At 43.4% G+C, this 18442-nt stretch carries 8 protein-coding genes; 3 read left to right on the forward strand and 5 right to left on the reverse strand.

Features of this window, described 5'->3' with window-relative positions; translation table 11 throughout:
• The first annotated feature begins 196 nt into the window (after positions 1 to 196).
• Positions 197 to 1609: a helix-turn-helix domain-containing protein gene (locus MSMTP_RS05440; protein ID WP_052718289.1), complete on the forward strand. Its 1413-nt coding sequence runs from the start codon at positions 197 to 199 to the stop codon at positions 1607 to 1609.
• A gap of 859 nt (positions 1610 to 2468) precedes the next feature.
• On the opposite strand, the gene MSMTP_RS17875 is transcribed toward MSMTP_RS05440, so the two are convergent.
• Together MSMTP_RS17875 and MSMTP_RS05450 are read right to left on the reverse strand one after the other, a co-directional pair.
• A complete protein-coding gene (locus MSMTP_RS17875; protein ID WP_052718290.1) occupies positions 2469 to 2780 on the reverse strand; it encodes a protease inhibitor I42 family protein in 312 nt (103 codons plus the stop codon).
• Positions 2781 to 3351: 571 nt separating this feature from the next.
• Positions 3352 to 4638 (reverse strand): ATP-binding protein, encoded by a 1287-nt coding sequence (locus MSMTP_RS05450; protein ID WP_048178159.1) that lies wholly within the window; start codon positions 4636 to 4638, stop codon positions 3352 to 3354.
• A 525-nt stretch (positions 4639 to 5163) separates the two neighbouring features.
• Here MSMTP_RS05450 and MSMTP_RS05455 point away from each other — a divergent pair.
• Both MSMTP_RS05455 and MSMTP_RS17880 read left to right on the forward strand, forming a co-directional pair.
• Complete coding sequence (locus MSMTP_RS05455) at positions 5164 to 6369, forward strand: HEAT repeat domain-containing protein (RefSeq protein WP_048178160.1); 1206 nt, start codon at positions 5164 to 5166, stop codon at positions 6367 to 6369.
• A 1388-nt stretch (positions 6370 to 7757) separates the two neighbouring features.
• Positions 7758 to 9527 carry a pentapeptide repeat-containing protein gene (locus tag MSMTP_RS17880; RefSeq protein WP_052718291.1) on the forward strand — a complete coding sequence of 590 codons (1770 nt, stop codon included), beginning with the start codon at positions 7758 to 7760 and terminating at the stop codon, positions 9525 to 9527.
• A 263-nt stretch (positions 9528 to 9790) separates the two neighbouring features.
• On the opposite strand, the gene MSMTP_RS05465 is transcribed toward MSMTP_RS17880, so the two are convergent.
• The 3 genes from MSMTP_RS05465 to gyrA form a co-directional block, all read right to left on the reverse strand.
• A complete protein-coding gene (locus tag MSMTP_RS05465) occupies positions 9791 to 11788 on the reverse strand; it encodes a hypothetical protein (protein ID WP_156153689.1) in 1998 nt (665 codons plus the stop codon).
• 71 nt (positions 11789 to 11859) lie between these two features.
• Positions 11860 to 15309, reverse strand: coding sequence for a HEAT repeat domain-containing protein (locus MSMTP_RS05470; protein ID WP_052718292.1), 3450 nt, complete (start codon positions 15307 to 15309; stop codon positions 11860 to 11862).
• Positions 15310 to 15682: 373 nt separating this feature from the next.
• Positions 15683 to 18430: a DNA gyrase subunit A gene (gene gyrA / locus MSMTP_RS05480; protein WP_082090716.1), complete on the reverse strand. Its 2748-nt coding sequence runs from the start codon at positions 18428 to 18430 to the stop codon at positions 15683 to 15685.
• Between the last annotated feature and the right edge of the window lie 12 nt (positions 18431 to 18442).

Here is an 18442-nt window from a genome sequence, read left to right on the forward strand (position 1 = left end):
GAATATTTCGATTGATTGTGGTTTCTTAGAGAACTATAAGGCAGATGTGGAAAGAAAGTAGCCTTTTTCGATCTGAAAGAAGAAAGAGTGGTTTGTGCTTAGCAGCCTGCTGGATTTAAAAAGTTCCTGAAAATGCCGGGCACAAATATTTAACCGAAGTGCACTTAAATTCACGGGAGAGAAAGGAAGAGAAATCATGTCCATCCTGAAACTTCTCGCATCCCCCGAAGGCAAAACCCTGGAATTCAAGGAAAAAATGCCGACTTCGCTTGCGATTGCAAAAACAGTCTGCGCTTTTTCCAATGGAGCCGGAGGCTCAATCGTAATTGGGGTCAGGGACAGGGACAAAGCACTCATCGGTATTGATGAGCTGGAGATCCCTGATACGGAAGAACAGGTTGCAAGCATTATCTATGACAGTATCGAACCAATTCCTTCTTTTGCGACAACAATCCATAACATCGAAGGAAAGCTGCTCCTTAAAGTCGAAGTTTACCCCGGGAGGCTCAAGCCCTATCACCTTAAAAACAAAGGCGAACTCGAAGGCAGCTTTGTCCGGGTCGGGTCAACCAACAGGAAAGCTGATCTGGAAATCATTGAAGAGCTCAGACGCCAGCGGATGAACGTGAGCTTTGATGAAACTGCAATTCCGGATGCTGCAATGGAAGACCTTGAGCCTGAAAATCTTGACTTTTACCTCAGGATGAGGGAAAAAGTAAGGGGAATTCCCGGAAGCGAGATTAACAGCAGTTTTTTGAAAAAGAAACGCTTTGCTCTTCAGCTAAACGGCAGCATCTACCCGACTGTTGCAGGAATCCTTCTCTTTTCAAACGAACCGGATGTCTATCTTCCCGCCGCAGTGATAAAATGTGCCCGCTTCAAAGGCAACGAAATGGACGAATTCATCGACCAGAGGATTATTTCAGGCCCCCTCTACAGCCAGGTCGAAGAAGCAGCCTCTTTTTTCAAAAGGAACATCCGGAGATGGGCAAAAGTGGAGGGCCTCTACCGGAAAGAAGCCTACGAATACCCCGAGCAGGCGGTAAAAGAAGCCCTGGTAAATGCCGTCTGCCACCGGGACTATTCAAGGAAAGGCGCAAGCATAAAACTCGCCATCTTCGACGACCGGATTGAGATTACAAGCCCCGGCTCCCTCCCTGCCAGCATCTCCCTCGAAGACCTCGGAACCGGCGTCTCGGAACACCGGAACAGGATCATAGCCCGGACCTTCAGCGAACTCGGCCTGATCGAAGGTTTCGGTACCGGCATCTTCCGGATGAGGAAATACTGCCGGGAATGGGGAATTCCCGACCCCGAGTTCAGGGAAGAAAGCGGTTTTTTCAAGACAACCTTCTACGGAAAACCGGCTGAAGCCGTAAAAGAACCGCCTTTTGGTTTCGAGAAACTCGACGAAGATGAGCAGAATATCGTGGATTACATCCGGGAACATGAAAAAGCCAATATAAAAGAACTTGAAGGCGTCCTGAATAAAAGCCGGTCCACAGTGAAAAGGAAAGTAAAGAAACTTGTTGAGCAAAAATACCTCGTTTGGAAAGGTAAGAGACAAAACGATCCGCACGCATACTACGAACCTGGGAATGAAAAATGAAACAATATGCTCTGGTTTGAGCCAGTATTGAACCAGTAATGGACCAGTATTGAACCAGTAGTGACCAGTGACTGGGTTTCACATTCAGCTTCTTTTTTTGCTGGAATTTCCTGGAATAGCCGCACTTCGTGCGGGACAAGAACGGTTGGATGAGGTATTCCGGCCGCCATGTTTTTTTAAATTTCAATCTGAGAATCCCTGCTACTTTTTTATTTACATTCATCAGGAGCCACGGCCTTCATTGGTTGGCAGTTCCCGGCAGTAGCTCACGCAAAGCGAAGCTTTGCGGCTTTTCCTGAAAAATTAAGATTAAGAGTAAGCAGATTACACACCTGCCCACACTTTTTCTTCACATCACTCGATCAGAAAAATAACTTCTTTTTTATTTTTCGCTGGTGGGCTCCTCCTGCTCATCCCCCACGAACCGTTTGTACCACCCGAGTTCCGCTTCGGGAGCACGGTGTCCTTTTCCCTCACTTCGTTCGCTCAAGAGGACTGCTTCAGGTGGATTTTCTGATTTTTGAGGCGGAGGTCTCCTAATAGCCCTCACCCTTTCTTCAATGGAAATAATGGTGGGCGGGGAGAACGGCTCGGTTACGATTGTGCTAAACGATGCCAGGAACCCATATGTCCGGTACTGGGCTTATTTTGAAACGGTTTTCAGGTTATTGTTAAGTTGATTTCTTGAGTTTTGTGTGGGGGCGGGGAAGGATAGGGAAGAATAGGAACTTGCAGGTATAGTGCTCCATACCGCGGCTTTAAAATCTTATTTTTTATTTAAATAATCTCTATGCAAAACAGATTAAATTGTATATAATATCAAAAAAGGAAAAGTAAATGGCAGAATAAAGCCATATCATCATTCGATTATAACAAACCTTTTTTGCATTACAGTGGGTTCCAATATTTCGGGGGGGTGAGAGAACTTCACACTACGGAAAGTAATGTTGCCTTCACCTTTTTCGACTGCAACAAATTTGAACAGGCTAGTTCCCGGACTTCCAATCCCGATAGGCTGATTGGGTGTGTACGTTGACTCCACAAAATAAACACAACTGGGCATCTCTGACAGTAAGCAGCTATAGCCAGTCGTTGGGTTCGAAGGTATTGAAATTTCGATAATGTCTCCAACTTTTGCATTCATTGGAGGCAATAATTCCACTTCTTGCATTCCTTTGTTCCTCCTTTATGTTTAACTCTCTCACCAGTGTTCGGAAAATTACGGTCCATAAAAGACACTGGCAATTTTTTTAGCGATTGAGTTAAAAGTTAGAATGTAGATCCATGTATATATAACTTCCCAACATTATTTATTATTAGACAATGTATATCGGATATGTTTACCTCTTTTTGATTTTGGTTTTCGTTATTACGCAACCCTCTTTCTAACAGATTTTTTAGGCGGATGCCGGGCTTTTTTCAGAGGAGTAGAAGGTGGAGGGGCGGCTTTTTCTCGATCTGAGGATCTCGTTCGGCGGATTAAAATAACTACATTTTTATTTTTCGCAGGCGGGTACCTCCCCCTCATCCCCCACGAGCCGTTTGTACCACCCGAGTTCCGCTTCGGGATCACAGAAAATCGGAGATTTTCTGGGAGTTGCACTGTAAGTGCAACAGCACGGTGTCCTTTTCCCTCACTTCGTTCGCTCAAGAGGACGATTTTAGGTGGTTTTTCATGATTTTTGAGGCGGAGGCCGGGATTTTTTTAGAGGTCAGACAGTACAAAAATAAAGGTTTTGTGATTATTCTATCCCGAGAACCATTTTCCAGACCGGGACGTACCTGATCCCTCCTTCTTCCTTTTCCAGGTTTTTTGTGAGAAGGATGAGTTCGGATACTTTTTCTCCGAATTTCTCCTTGAATTCCAGCAGGGCACCGGTTTCTCCGGGTCTTATGCGGTCGGTGTATGTGCAATTTATTCCTGTGAGGGTTCCATCCCTGTTTTTGACTACAAAATCCACTTCTCTTTTTCCTTTCCAGTAAAAGAACTCGACGTTTCTTCGTTTCAATTCCAGGAAGGCAAGGTTCTCTGCAAGCCGCCCTTCATCTGCAGAGAAGGTGAAAGATGCCGCATTACGGAGCCCGTTGTCTATGCAGTAGATCTTCCTGGGCATCTGGGCTGAGATTGAATCCTTTACCGAATACGAAAAGAAATTCAACTGGTATATCAGGTAGGCCTGTTCCAGATAGAGCATGTATTCTTTCAGGCTGTTGATGGAAAGCCCGGTCGCCTTTGAGATTTTCGAATAACTCATCAGGGTTGAAACGTTTGAAAGGGAATAGTTTGCAAGCTCGATCAGCTTTGCGCTTTCCCTTATCTTCCTCCCGGCTACAATGTCCCGGAGGAGGATGCTGTTGAAGTATTCGTTAAGCCGCAGGTGATTGATCTCTTCATCTTCTTCCAGGACGACTTCGGGAAAACCTCCTTTGGAGAGGTAGTTGTTGAAGTGGTGCAGGATTTCATTTCGCTGGGTGTCAGTGTCCTTTATTTCGAACCCCTCAAAATCGAGACACTCCTTAAATGAAAGGGGAAAAACGTGCTGGGTGATCATTCTCCCTGTGAGGAGGGTAGAAAGCCTGTCCGAGAGCATCGTGCTGTTCGAACCCGTGAGCACGAATTTGACTTCTTCGCCGTAGAGGTCATAGAACTTCTTGACCCACTGCTCCCAGTTTTCGATGTTCTGGATCTCGTCCAGGAAGAGGTATTTTCTTCCTTTCGGGGCGTGCAGTTCGATATATTCGTTGAAGATTCGGTCGAGCAGCCCCAGACTTTTGTCCTCGAAAGGCTCGTCAAGGTTGAAGTACAGTATATTTTCAGGCGCAACCCCTTTTTCTATCAGGTGGTCTACCGCCTGGTACATAAGCGTCGATTTCCCGCACCTCCTGACCCCCGCGATGCAGACAATCTCCCTGATGTCCAGGATTTTCAGGATATTTTCAAGAGTATCAGGCCTGGAAATCCTTTTCCTGGAAGCAGGGACTTCTCCCTCCACCCACCAGGGGTTCCACATCTTCATGAGCTGCTTCATGGAGAAATATTTGCTTTGTGAGTATTTATACCTTTCATTATAATGCAAGGTTTTGATACAAAAGTAATCATTATAATGAAAGGTATTTAAAAGAATTTACTTCAAATTCTTTAACATTAACCACGGAAGACACGGAAAGCACGGAAGGATTGTACCCTTATTTCTTTTATTCCGTGTTTTCCGTGCTTTCAGTGGTTAGACTTTCAATTGAGATTGGTGAAGGAATTTAAGTCCTTGGCTATAATATAACTTCTTTTTTATTTTTCTTCGGCGGGCTCCTCCCGCTCATCCCCCACGAACAGTTTGCAATCTGAAGTTTTTACTCGCCCCTTTCAAGACCTTTCATCTGCTTCCTAAAAGATTATTGAGGTAGAGGCCGGTATTTTCATGTTTGGACACGAAAAATCTGGCTATTTTTGTGGGAATCTTTGTGAATAGTTAGATATTTATAATTTTTTTATTAATATATTATCAAAACATAGACAAAAACACTATAAATAAATACCTAATAGTAGAATAGCTTTCATGAAATTTTTTGCAAAATACCGTACTTTTTTAACTCTGTTTTTAATTTTAAGCTTCTTGCTGCCAGGCTGCCTCTTTGCAGGTTGTATCGGGGAAAGGAGTCCTCCGGCCCCCGAGGAAATAGAACTTCTTATCCAGAATCTGAAAAACCCGGACGGTCGGGACTTTTATGAATCCAGAGAGCGGCTGATCGATGCGGGAAGCCTTGCTGTTGATCCTCTCATCCTGGCCCTGGAGGAAGATGATAATGATTTCAGGTTTGAAGTCCTTGATGTCCTCGCTGCCATAGGGGACGAGGGGGCTGTTGACCCTCTTGTCCTGATCGTGAAAGATAAGGACGAAGACCTTGAGCTAAGGGCTCATGCGCTGGGAACTCTCGGTGAAATCGCGGCTACCACGGGAAACGAAAGGGCTATGGATTCCTTCACTCAGCTTATGGAAGATGAAGATGTAGAACTGCACCTCAAGTTAACTGCGCTGGAGACCCTCGGGCTAAATGTGCTGGAGGTGTCTGTGGGTAGTGGAGATTCTTCGGTAGAAGAAAGGGTAGTGGAACTCCTGGTCCGGAGCCTTCGGGCTGAAAATGAAACAGTTCGCAGTGTGGCTGCAATTTATCTTACTGAGGGTGGTGAAAAAGCCGTAGAACCCCTTATACAGGTCCTGAATTCGGATGAAAGCGAGTCTGCAAGAACCGCTGCTGCAGGTTCCCTTGGAAGTATCGGTGGAGACAGGGCTTTCGAGGTTCTCGTAAACGCCCTGGAAACGGATGAAAGCGAATCTGTCCGAGGTATTGCAATCCATTCCCTGGGAAGTGAGTATAATGAATTCAACGAAAGAGCAGTGGAACCCCTGGGAAATGCCCTTAGATACGATGAAAGTGCAAAAGTCCGGAAAACCGCTGCAGAAACCCTTGCTAACTTCGGAAACGAGGAAGCAGTCGACTTCCTCACAGAAACTCTGGAAGATGAAAACGAAGCCCTGGAAGTCCGGGAAGCCTCCGTCTTTTCTCTTCAGGCTATCTATTATAATTTTGGAGGGGAAAAAGCAATCGACACCCTTAGAAGGAACAGGGACTGTGAAAATGAGACCCTGAGGCAGACCATTGAAGACGTCCTTTCTGAAATTGAGACAGGAGAGATCCCGAAACCGCTGGAGGAAGGGAACGAACCGCTAGAAGAAGTTGAGGAACCACTTGAAGAATTCTGAGATCAAATGCAGGGGGTCCTTTTATAGGAAACCTTGCTTCCTGATACATTTTTGAGTTTTTTGCTTTGCTCACTCGAGCGGATTAAAATAAATATATTTTTATTTTTCACAGCAGAGTTACGCATCGGGAGTATGCTGTCCTTTTCCCTCACCCGAGTTCCGCTTCGGGATCACAGAAAATCGGAGATTTTCTGGGAGTTGCACTGTAAGTGCAACAGCACGGTGTCCTTTTCACTCACCCGAATTGCGCCTCGGGAGTACGCGGTCCTTTTCGCTCACTTCGTTCACTCAAGAGGACGATTTCAGGTGTTTCTTCATGATTTGTGAGGTGGAGGCCGGGCTTTTTTCAGAGGAGGTGTAGAAAGTGAATGGGGGCGGCTTTTTCTCGATTTTAGGATTTCGTTCGGCGGACTAAAATAACTTCTTTTTTATTTTTCGCCGACGGGCTGCTACTGCTCATCCCCCACGAACCGTTTGAACCACCCGAATTCCGCTTCGGGAGCACGGTGTCCTTCCCGAATTCCGCTTCGAGAGCACGGTGTCCTTTTCCCTCACTTCGTTCGCTCAAGAGGACTGTTTCAGGTGGATTTTCATGATTTTTGAGGCGGAGGCCGAGCTTTTTTCAGAGGAGGAGTAGAAAGTGGAGGGGCGGCTTTTTCTTGATCTGAGGATCACGTTCGGCGGACTAAAATAACTTTATTTTTATTTTTCACCCGGGGCTCCTCCCTCTCATCCCCCACGAACCGTTTGTAACACCCGAGTTCCGCTTCGGGAGCACGGTGTCCTTTTCCCTCACTTCGCTCGCTCAAGAGGACGATTTTAGGTGAGTTTTCATGATTTTTTAGGCGGAGGCCGGGCTTTTTTCAGAGGAGGATTGGGTGGCAGAAGGGGCGGCCTTTTCTCGATCTGAGGATCACGTTTGGCGGATTAAAATAACTGTATTTTTATTTTTCGCCGGCGGGCTGCTACCGCTCATCCCCCACGAACCGTTTGCAGTCTGAAGTTCTTCCTCGCCCCTCTCCTCCGAGTTTCATTTTCTAACAGATTGATGATGCGGAGGCCGGGCTTTTTTCAGAGGATGAGGAGTAGAAGGCCGGAGGGGCGGCTTTTCTCTATCCGAGGATCACGTTCGGCGGATTAAAATAACTTCTTTTTTATTTTTTTTCAAGGGGAGAGCAGTAAGCTGTATGTCAGATACTTGGATTATTTCAAAGAGGTCTAAGGTTTTGCGTTTGGTGGGAAGTGCAGGGAGTATGAGGTTTAAGGGTTTGCGTAGGTTTCAGGAGATGGGTTGGTAGAGAATTATTTTGTGTGAGATTGTGTTTTAATTTTCTAAAGGCTTAGCTATTTGAAAGTCTTTTTATTGTTTGGAATATTATTCCTTTTTAATGGTTACATGTAAATACATCTATTGGGTAGGTAGTGAAAATTACACATTAATTGATTTTCACTGCCCTTTTGAAGCAGTGGAGGGGGATGAACTTTGTTACTGGCATCAGGCGAAAGATGGAAAGAAACCCTCTCAGGAGCAGTTAGATGAATTGAAAAAAATTGATTTTGATTTTGTGGGTATTTACTTGAAAAGAGCTGAACTGAAAAATGTTAGTTTAGATGGTGTCAAGTTACCACTGGCAAATTTTACTGAAGCCAAGTTGAATGAAATATCTCTAGAATGCGCTGAACTTTCTAATTCAAAATTTGAGGATGCTGATTTAACAGAGGCTAATTTGCAGAGATCAAAGTTGGAATCAGTTGACTTCGAAGGGGCAATTCTACGTTTTGCTAATTTGACTGGTGCAACATTAACAAAGGCTAATCTTACTTGTGCAAATCTAAATCATTCTAAGGTAAGTAACGCAGATTTGAGCTATGCTACGATGGAAGGAATTAAGTTAATCGAGATGACACTGAGTGGATCTAAATTAGATAATGTTGTACTAATAAACGAATGGCTTGATCATGTTGATTTGAAAGATGCAGATTTAAGTTATTCTACCCTTTGTGGAACACAGTTTAATAAATGTAATCTTCAGAATGCTAATTTGAGTCACACGGATTTACGAGGCGCCGAGCTTTTAGAAGTAAATCTGCAGAATTCTGATTTGAGTGATAGTCTTCTACAAGGAGCGAATTTATCTCTTTCAAATTTGAGAGGATCTGATTTAAGCCGAAGTAACTTACAAGGCACATTTTTAGGGCTAACTCTTTTTAATTCTGACTCATGTTTAAACAATGTTTCTTTAGCTTATTCTAATATTCACCGTTCGTACATAGATGAATCAAGAACCTTGAGAGATTGTGTTTTTTTTGAGAACGGTGTTATGGACATGAAGGAAATTAATGAATTTGTTGCAGATAATTTGGCCAAAAAACTTATACTCGATGCTGAAGCCATTAGAAAATCTGATTTTAAATTATTTCACGACTTTGAAATGAAAGGTCTTTTGAGATATCCAGGATCTTTCCCTGATAATTCTGTAATTTTTTATGATGATCTGACTGACAGTCCTATTAAGAAGCGGATTGATAACATAGTATTCAAAAATACGATACTTGGAAAATCACGAGAGTTAGAAAATTTTGTTCCGACCTTTTATGTATCTAGGAAATATCTTTATAGAGGAAATAAAAAGGATCTTTATAATGTTTCGCATGAAGTATATAACAAGTTGTATAATTTTTATTCCTCAAGTGGAGATACTCTCCGAGCAAGGCAAGTACATTATCGCCGAGGTGAGGTTTATAGAAAGCTTTTGCTTGCCAGAGGTGGTTACAAAAATAAATTAAGAGCACTGGCTTTTGACGGTTTCATTCTAAAAACTTTGGCAGGATACGGAGATAAAATATGGAATCCTATTAAGTGGTCATTCTTCATTATTGGCTCATTTTCCATTTTGTTTTGGTTAACAAATGGTGTTTCTATTGAGGAAAGAAGTATTCACTGGTATGATTATTTGTACTTGAGCGTTACAGCTTTTACTGGTCTTGGTTTCTCGAATGTACAACCTAATATCTCTGAACTTGTGACGTTTATATTTCCATTGGTTGGAACGATGACGATTTCTATTCCTCAGATACTTGTAATGGCTGAGTCTGTCTTAGGCTTCACAATGGTGTCATTGATCATTTTTGTTATTACTTATCAGATTTCGAGATGATTTTTTTCGGGCTCAACCGCCCACTTTGTGGGCGTGTGGTTGCCCTGTTTTCTAGTAAGCATTAATACTCCAAGGATCTTGAATTCAGCAAATCCTCTAAAAACCGCCCAACAACTCTCCAAAAAATACTCTTTGACGACGGGCGTGATTTTGGAAGAAGGGTAGAAGATGGGAGATGAGGCTCTTTTTGAGTTTGGGAATGAAAACCGGGAACATTATAAAAAAATAGATGGAATATGCCTGTTCATCCTAATAATTTGAAATCAATATTTATTCTCAAACTCAAAGATGCTGTTGATCACTTTTTTGCTATTTTTGTCCAGATTCTTATCTAATTTCCTCCAGTTCTCAATTTTCTTTTTGAAATTAGCGCAAACTCTTATTTTTTCTCTCTTGATCTCTTTCTTTTTTTCATCGCTAACATCGGAATAGACTACAACCCAGGGAATTATCTCTTTTTTAGAGTCATTTAAAGCTTTTATTTTGTTTTTAACTTGTTTTGCAACTTTTTGTGAACTGTGTATAGCTACCTTACATTCGAATATGTAGACATATTCTTCATTTTCTAAATAAACATCAATCTGTTCATTTTTTATTTTTACATCAGAATATATCATGTCTCCTGCTTTCGACTTGTTTTCAACTAGCCAGTTGAAAAATAAGTACTCAAAGAATTTTCCTTTTGTATCACCTATAAACCTATCCTCTTGGGTTTTTATAGATTGAATAATGTACTTACTAAGCTTGTATGAGGATTCTGGAATTGATTTGCTACCTTTGATTCCGGTTTTATTGAAAGTGAATTTGTCATTTTCATGCAAAAGTTTGGAATAAATATCATTATTAGAGTTGTGAGAAGCACTTTTATCAGTTAGGTATTCGATAAAAATATTCTTATCCAAAATAATTTCTTTTACTTTTAAGGACCCCTCTTCCACAAATTCTTTTATGAACATCTCAGCTTCGCGGTGCAATGAGCCCCCAAAACCAGAGTAATCTGTTGCACAATCTAAAAAGATCAACCACCCAGAATAATCTGAAATACCAGTGTTTCCAAATGCCTCAATTAAAATTCCATAACTATAATCAAAACCTTTTACTCCCCCTACTGGATGCTTAAATCTCGAAACTAATACTTCGTCATCGTTTCCAAGATATCTTTTCCTTCTTATGTTACCGATCAATGTGGAAGTGAATGCAGGAACTCCATTGAATACTGGAGTTTTACTATTGTCTAATACATCTACTCCATACCACAGGAAATAAGAATCAAGTTTTTTGTGTGCTGATTCTTTGTCTGTTTTAGTGAGGTATTCCGGGTCTTTGAGTGTATGTTTTGTTAGATAATTTTCGATTACATTTTTGTCGAAGTTTTCACAAAATAACATCGAGTCAAACTGAATTTTGAATTTAAATTCTTTTTTCAGTTCATCTTCAAGTGGTTCAATTATTTCCCTTTTAATTATCCCAAAAAATGTATCTAAATAATCCCATTTGTCAATTTTAGATCTTAGAGGGTTTAAATCCAGCCATGGAAATTCATCCTCGGCTTCTTGAGGATATATTTCATGTGCTCTATGTAAATTTCTGATTGATAATTCCTGAAATTTCTGTTCCCCAAGCAGAACATACCACAAATATTGCAATGTGTATGTGTACCCTATATATGACTTTTCAGCTTTTTCTTCTGTTATATCTGGCTTCAAAATCGGAACCATATAAGCTAATGGAACTCCATGTTGAAGATCGTTCAAGTACATATGTGTTTTGAAAACTGTCGCTGAATTTAAGGCAAAATTTTTGGGAAGCTCATTGGCAGGAACTATGTTACTTTCATAAATTTTCTCAAACACTTTTAATAAGTCCTCAATATCATTGATAGAGCCAGTTATTTCTTCCCAGCTGGTCGAGTTTCTTATTCTCTTTGTCTTCTCCCAGACATTTTTCATGAAAATTGTTTTTTCGCATGTATTCGGTATATCGTAAATATCAATTCCAACGAACCTTGCCCTTACAAAAGTAAAATCTTCTTCTACATCTAAGGAATTCTCCAAAATGATTGTATCAATGAGTCCTCTAAGACAAGTATTTAGAAAGAAAATGTATCCATCCAGTAATTCGTTATATTTCTCTAAACCGTGATATTCTTTCAACCACTTTTCGAAAGAAGTTATATCAGTTACAATATTCAATATGTTACAGAATGAGCAAAAATCATCAGCATTTCGGCTTTCAAATTCCATATTTTCTTCATTTACCACTGACTTACACCAATGATTCTAAATAACCGAAGGTTTAAAATCATTTTCATAAAATCTTGTAAGTAAGAATTTTAATTAGTTAACTTTTCAAGCACATCTTTTCTTCCAATTTTTAAAAGATAATTTTTAACTTTCTCAGACAAACGGGTTGGGAGTTGAGACAATTTCTCTATACTTTTTCCTTTAATTCTCTCCAAATCCTCTTTCAATTCTGAATAAGAAATCTCCTGTAGAGGTATTGTAACTACATGTTCAGCACTCAACCCCGGCAATTGAATCCCTGATGAAATGACAAATTCTTCGCTGATTCCGGGTTTTGAGATGATTATTAATTCATCTACTTTTGAATTAACTTCAATAACTAATTTTTCAAGATTGTTTAGTTTATCTGATACCATTTTTAACGTAGGTATCGATCCAATAAAAGTAGAGGTTATTGTGAATAGATTTACGAGATCTCTTTCAGCTAGGGCTTTATCTATCTCATTATGAATGAATTCATTTTCCGGGATCTGGGGTATAATTAGTTTTAAAGCACGACAAAGATTTTTTGCGTAGAAGGTCATTTCCTCTTGGTTGCTTATTTCCCATCTTTGAACTTCTTCTTTGACAGCACATGCAACTTTTTTGACTTGTCCCTTCGAAATCTGGCATGCGGTATCAGCTTTTTGCTGGATTTCTTCGAGGAGGGATTTTAAGTTTCTATCGAGAATAGGAAGCCCTTTTCTCATCACTATTGTTGCAGATGGTGCTTTTTCTTCGGTATTTTTCATCAACTCTGCGGCCTGTTCGCAGTATTTCCTGTAAAAATTAAGCTCTCCTTTCTTGGCCTCTAAGTCCATATTTTCAAGGTTCTGGACTTCTTTTAATGCATTGGAAAGATTTTCAACCGCTTCAAAGAGTAATCTCTTATTTTCTGATCTACCAATCTTGCTTTTTGCCTCTGAAAGGTATTTCTCAACTTCATCTTTTGCCTCTTGTTTTTTAGCAGAAATTATTGTGTAAAATGAACGGTAAAATGGGAAGCAAAATTTAGATGGGTTATACCAAGTGGGCTCTTTAGCTGCCTTTTCAAAGAATTCAATCGCTGTTTTCAGTAATTCTAAGTATGATTCTTCACTCCCTGATTGAGATGCTTTATATATCGAAATTCTTCCCAGAGAGTGATATGCATTGACTCGCACAAAGCTGTCTTCGTTTGAAGTCAGTCCGTGTAAATCTTGGCACGCCTGTTCTTTGTCCGGCACATCTCTAAAAACAGTTCCAAGTAAAGCTGTCGCTTCCAGTCGCACATCTTTATCTTCATCTGAAGTCAATCTGTGTACATCTTGCCATGCCTGTTGTTTATCCGGCACATCTCTAAAAACAGTTCCAATTGCTTCTGCCGCTTCCCTTCGCACCCTGCTGTTTTTATCTGAAGTCAATCTGTGTACATCTTGCCACGCCTGTTGTTTATCCGGCAAGTCTCTAAAAACCCTTCGAAGTGCTTCTGCCGCTTCCCTTCGCACCCTGCTGTTTTTATCTGAAGTCAATCTGTGTACATCTTGCCACGCCTGTTGTTTATCCGGCAAGTCTCTAAAAACCCTTCGAAGTGCTTCTGCCGCTTCCCTTCGCACCCTGCTGTTTTTATCTGAAGTCAATCTGTGTACATCTTGCCACGCCTGTTGTTTATCTTGGGCATCTTTAATATTATTCATAAGTGCATTTAATGCTCTCCATCGCACATCTTTATCTTCATCTGAAGTCAATCTGTGTACATCTTGCCACGCCTGTTGTTTATCTTGGACATCTTTAATATTATCAATAAGTGCATTTAGTGCTCCCCATCGCACCCTGCTGTTTTTATCTGAAGTCAATCTGTGTACATCTTGCCATGCCTGTTCTTTGTCCGGCACATCTTTAAAAAAAATTCCAAGTGAAGCTGTCGCTTCCAGTCGCAAATCTCTTTTTTTATCTGGATATTCAAAACCACTTAAAAGTGCTATTCCCACGTGCCATAGAACACTTTTGTCTTTATCTGAAGCCATTCTGTGTACATCTTGCCACACCTGTTCTTTGTCCGGCACATCTTTAAAAATAGTTCTAATTGCTCCTGCCGCTTCTATTCGCACCTTTCTGTTTTTATCTGAAGTCAGCCTGTGTACATCTTGCCACGCCTGTTCTTTGTCCGGCACATCTTTAAAAATAGTTCTAATTGCTCCTGCCGCTTCTATTCGCACCTTTCTGTTTTTATCTGAAGTCAGCCTGTGTACATCTTGCCACGCCTGTTCTTTGTCCGGCACATCTTTAAAAATAGTTCTAATTGCTCCTGCCGCTTCCCTTCGCACCCCGCTGTTTTCGTCTGAAGTCAGCCTGTGTACATCTTGCCACGCCTGTTCTTTGTCCGGCACATCTTTAAAAATAGTTCTAATTGCTCCTGCCGCTTCCCTTCGCACCCTGCTGTTTTTATCTGAAGTCAATCTGTGTACATCTTGCCACGCTTGTTGTTTATCCGGCACGTCTCTAAAAATAGTTCTAATTGCTCCTGCCGCTTCACATCGCACCCCGCTGTTTTCATCTGAAGTCAGTCTGTGTACATCTTGCCACGCCTGTTCCTTGTCCGGCACATATTTAAAAACAGTTCCAAGTAAAGCTGTCGCTTGCAGTCGCAAATCTCTTTTTTTATCTGGATATTCAAGACCACTTAAAAGTGCTATTCTCACGTGCCATAGAACACCTCTGTCTTTATATGAAGTCAGCCTGTGTACATCTTGCCATGCCTGTTGTTTATCCGGCACATCTCTAAAAACAGTTCCAATTGCTTCTGCCGCTTCCCTTCGCACATCTTCATCTTCATCTGAAGTCAATCTGTGTACATCTTGCCACGCCTGTTGTTTATCCGGCACATCTTTAAAAATAGTTCTAATTGCTCCTGCCGCTTCCCTTCGCACATCTTCATCTTCATCTGAAGTCAATCTGTGTACATCTTGCCACGCCTGTTGTTTATCCGGCACATCTTTAAAAATAGTTCTAATTGCTCCTGCCGCTTCCCTTCGCACCCTGCTGTTTTTATCTGAAGTCAATCTGTGTACATCTTGCCACGCCTGTTGTTTATCCGGCACATCTTTTAAAATAGTTCTAATTGCTCCTGCCGCTTCACATCGCACCCCGCTGTTTTCATCTGAAGTCAGTCTGTGTACATCTTGCCACGCCTGTTCTTTGTCCGGCACATATTTAAAAACAGTTCGAAGTGCTTTTACTGCTCTCCATCGCACCTTTCTGTTTTCATCTGAAGTCAGTCTGTGTACATCTTGCCATGCCTGTTCTTTGTCCGGCAAATATTTAAAAACAATTCGAGGTGCTTTTACTGCTCTCCATCGCACCTTTCTTTTTTTATCTAAAGTCGGTCTGTATAAATCTTTCCACGCATTTTTTTTGTCATAAAAATCTCCAAAACTACTAGATAGTTGATCCACTGCCTTCATGCGTTCTTTTGGATCAGAATCATTACATTTTTTGTGAATTTCTTCCTGATTAACCAATTCCCTACACCATGGCCTTCTAACACTTCAAAATTAATAAATCATTCTTATTTTTCCCCTGTCCTATCTTCTCTCACTCCCCTTCTCCATAATCTCCCCAAGAGCCTACCTGAACTTCCGGGCAGCTGCATTGACATATAATCCCCATCCCATTAACCACAACCTTATCCCCTTTCCCGACAACGGCATTTCGAAAAAATCTATAAAAATCCTCCAAAAAACCGGCACCTCCCCTCTCCAAAAAATCAATTCGAAAAAACGACCCCAATAAAAACCAATCTCTCGCCCGGCTTCTCCCCTCAACCGAACGAAAACCCCACCGCCGGAAATCTCCCCTCAAACAATCTCCGGCGGGGGCCAAATTACCATTCGATTATTCTTCTTCGATTTCTCCTGCCACGGGCAGTTTCATCTGTTTTTCATCATCACCGTTTTCGGTTTTTATTCTTGCCATTCCCACGACTTTGTCGCCGGATTTGAGGTTCATGATGCGGACGCCCTGGGTGTTCCTGCCCTGGACCGAGATATCGGTGGCAGGGATGCGGATTATGATTCCTTCGGCGCTGGTGATCATGAGTTCGTCGTCGTCGGCGACGGATTTGACGTTAGCTACGTAGCCATTCCTGAGGGTCGTGTTGATGGTGATTACACCTTTTCCGCCGCGGCGGTGGGCGGGGTACTGGGAGTACTCGGTTCGTTTGCCGTAGCCGTTTTCGGTGAGAGTGAGGAGTTTTGTGCTCTCATCGACCAGGTCCATGCTGACCACCTTGTCATCGGAACCGTCAAGGGTCATGCCGCGGACTCCGCGGGCGGAGCGGCCCATGGAACGGACGTCGGCTTCGGAGAAGCGGATGGCTTTTCCTTTCTTGGAGACCATTACGATTTCCCGCTTGCCGTCGGTCAGGAGGACTTTTACGAGCTCGTCACCTTCCGCAAGGCCGACTGCAATGATGCCTCCTTTGCGGGGGTTTTTGAAGTCCGAGAGCGGGGTCTTCTTGATCGTGCCTGCCTGTGTGACCATCAGGAGGAAGCGGTCTTCCGAAAACTCCTTTACCGGGATCATGGCGTTTACCATTTCACCTTCCCGGAGTTCCAGGAGGTTTACTATGGCTTTGCCTTTGGACTGGCGGCTGCTTTCGGGGATCTCGTAGACCTTTCGCCAGTGGACCCTGCCCCTGTTCGTGAAGAAGAGGATGTAGTTGTGGGTTGAAGAGATGAAGAGGTTTTCAACGAAGTCCTCGTCCTTGGTCTCCATGCCGATTATGCCTCTACCTCCACGGCGCTGGCTGGAGTAGGTTTCCAGGGGAAGCCTCTTAATATAGCCGCTGTCAGTGATCGTGACAACCACGTCTTCTTCAGGGATCAGGTCTTCGTCCGTGACCTCTTCGGCAAACTGCATGATCTTTGTTCTGCGCTTGTCCCCGTACTTTTCCCTTATCTGGGTAAGCTCGTCCCGGATGATCCCGTACTTGAGCTCGTCGCTTGCCAGGATCTCCCTGAGTTCGGCAATCAGCTTGATGAGGCTTTCCAGCTCGTCGAGGATTTTCTGGGTCTCAAGGCCCGTCAGGCGCTGCAAGCGCATGTCCAGGATGGCTTTTGCCTGGATTTCGTCAAGTTCAAAGTTTTCGACCAGCCCGCTTTTTGCCTCCTCGGCATTTTCCGAGGCGCGGATAAGGGCCACAACTGCGTCAATGTTATCTAGGGCGATCCGGAGGCCTCTCAGGATGTGAGCCCGGTCTTCGCTTTTCCGGAGGTCGTACAGGGTCCTTTTCTGGATGATTTCCATCCTGTGGGCCAGGTAGATTTCCAGGAGCTCTTTCAGGTTAAGTTCCTTCGGTTTCCCGTCCACCAGGGCCAGGTTGATGATCCCGAAGGAGGTCTCCATCTGGGTGTGCTTGTAGAGCTGGTTCAGGAGAACGTGGGGGTTTGTGCCCCTGGAAAGCTCGATCACGACCCTGATCCCGTCCCTGTCCGACTCGTCCCTAAGATCGGAAATCCCGCTGATGACCTTATCCCGGACAAGGTGGGCGATGTTCTCGATCATCCGGGCCTTGTTCACCTGGTAGGGAAGCTCGGTTACGATAATCTGTTCCCTATCCTTCTTCATTTCCTGGATCTCGGCAACCGCCCGGATCTTAACAGGGCCTCTCCCTGTCATGTATGCGGACCTGATCCCTGCAGTCCCCAGGATGTTTGCGGCTGTCGGGAAGTCGGGACCTTTGATGACGCTCATCAGTTCCTGGATTGTCGTTTCGGGCTCGTCGATAAGCATGAGGGTCCCGTCGATGACCTCCGTGAGGTTATGGGGCGCCATGTTCGTTGCCATCCCGACGGCTATTCCCGTGGACCCGTTAATCAGGAGGCTTGGAAGCTTTGCGGGCAGGACTTCAGGCTCTTCCAGGGACCCGTCGTAGTTGGGCCTGAAAGGCACGGTCTCCTTGTCGATGTCTGCCAGCATCTCTTCCGTAATTTTGCCCATCCGGACTTCGGTGTACCGCATGGCGGCTGCCGAATCCCCATCAATGGACCCGAAGTTGCCCTGCCCATCGATCATGGGATAGCGTAAAGAGAAGTCCTGGACCATACGCACGATACTGTCGTAGACGGCCGAGTCCCCGTGGGGGTGGTACTTACCAAGCACGTCTCCGACCACACGGGCGGACTTCTTGTAAGGCTTTTCATGAGTGATCCCGGACTCTTTCATGGAATAGAGGATCCTGCGGTGGACAGGTTTTAGCCCGTCCCGTGCATCGGGAAGCGCCCTTCCCACGATCACGCTCATGGCGTAGTTGATGTAGGACTTTTTCATCTCGTCGTCGATAAGGACCGGGACGATCCCCTGCCTACCTTCGGAATTTTCTTCAGGATCTCCTTCAGGATATCCCACCGTTTCTCCTTCAGGATCTTCTTCAGGATCTTCTTCAGGATCCACTGGTTCTCCCACTGGTTCTCCCACCGTTTCTCCTTCAGGTTCTCCCACTGGTTCTCCTACCGTTTCTCCTTCAGGTTCTTCTTCCGGCTCTCCTTCAGGTTCCTCTTTCGGCTCGTCCGGGATCAGGGTTGCCTGGAAAGAGTTTTTCTTTTCGGCTTCGGTCCTGTTTTCTTCGTCGTATTCTGCCATTTTTTCCACCAC

This window comes from Methanosarcina sp. MTP4, assembly GCF_000970045.1.
Lineage (GTDB): Archaea > Halobacteriota > Methanosarcinia > Methanosarcinales > Methanosarcinaceae > MTP4.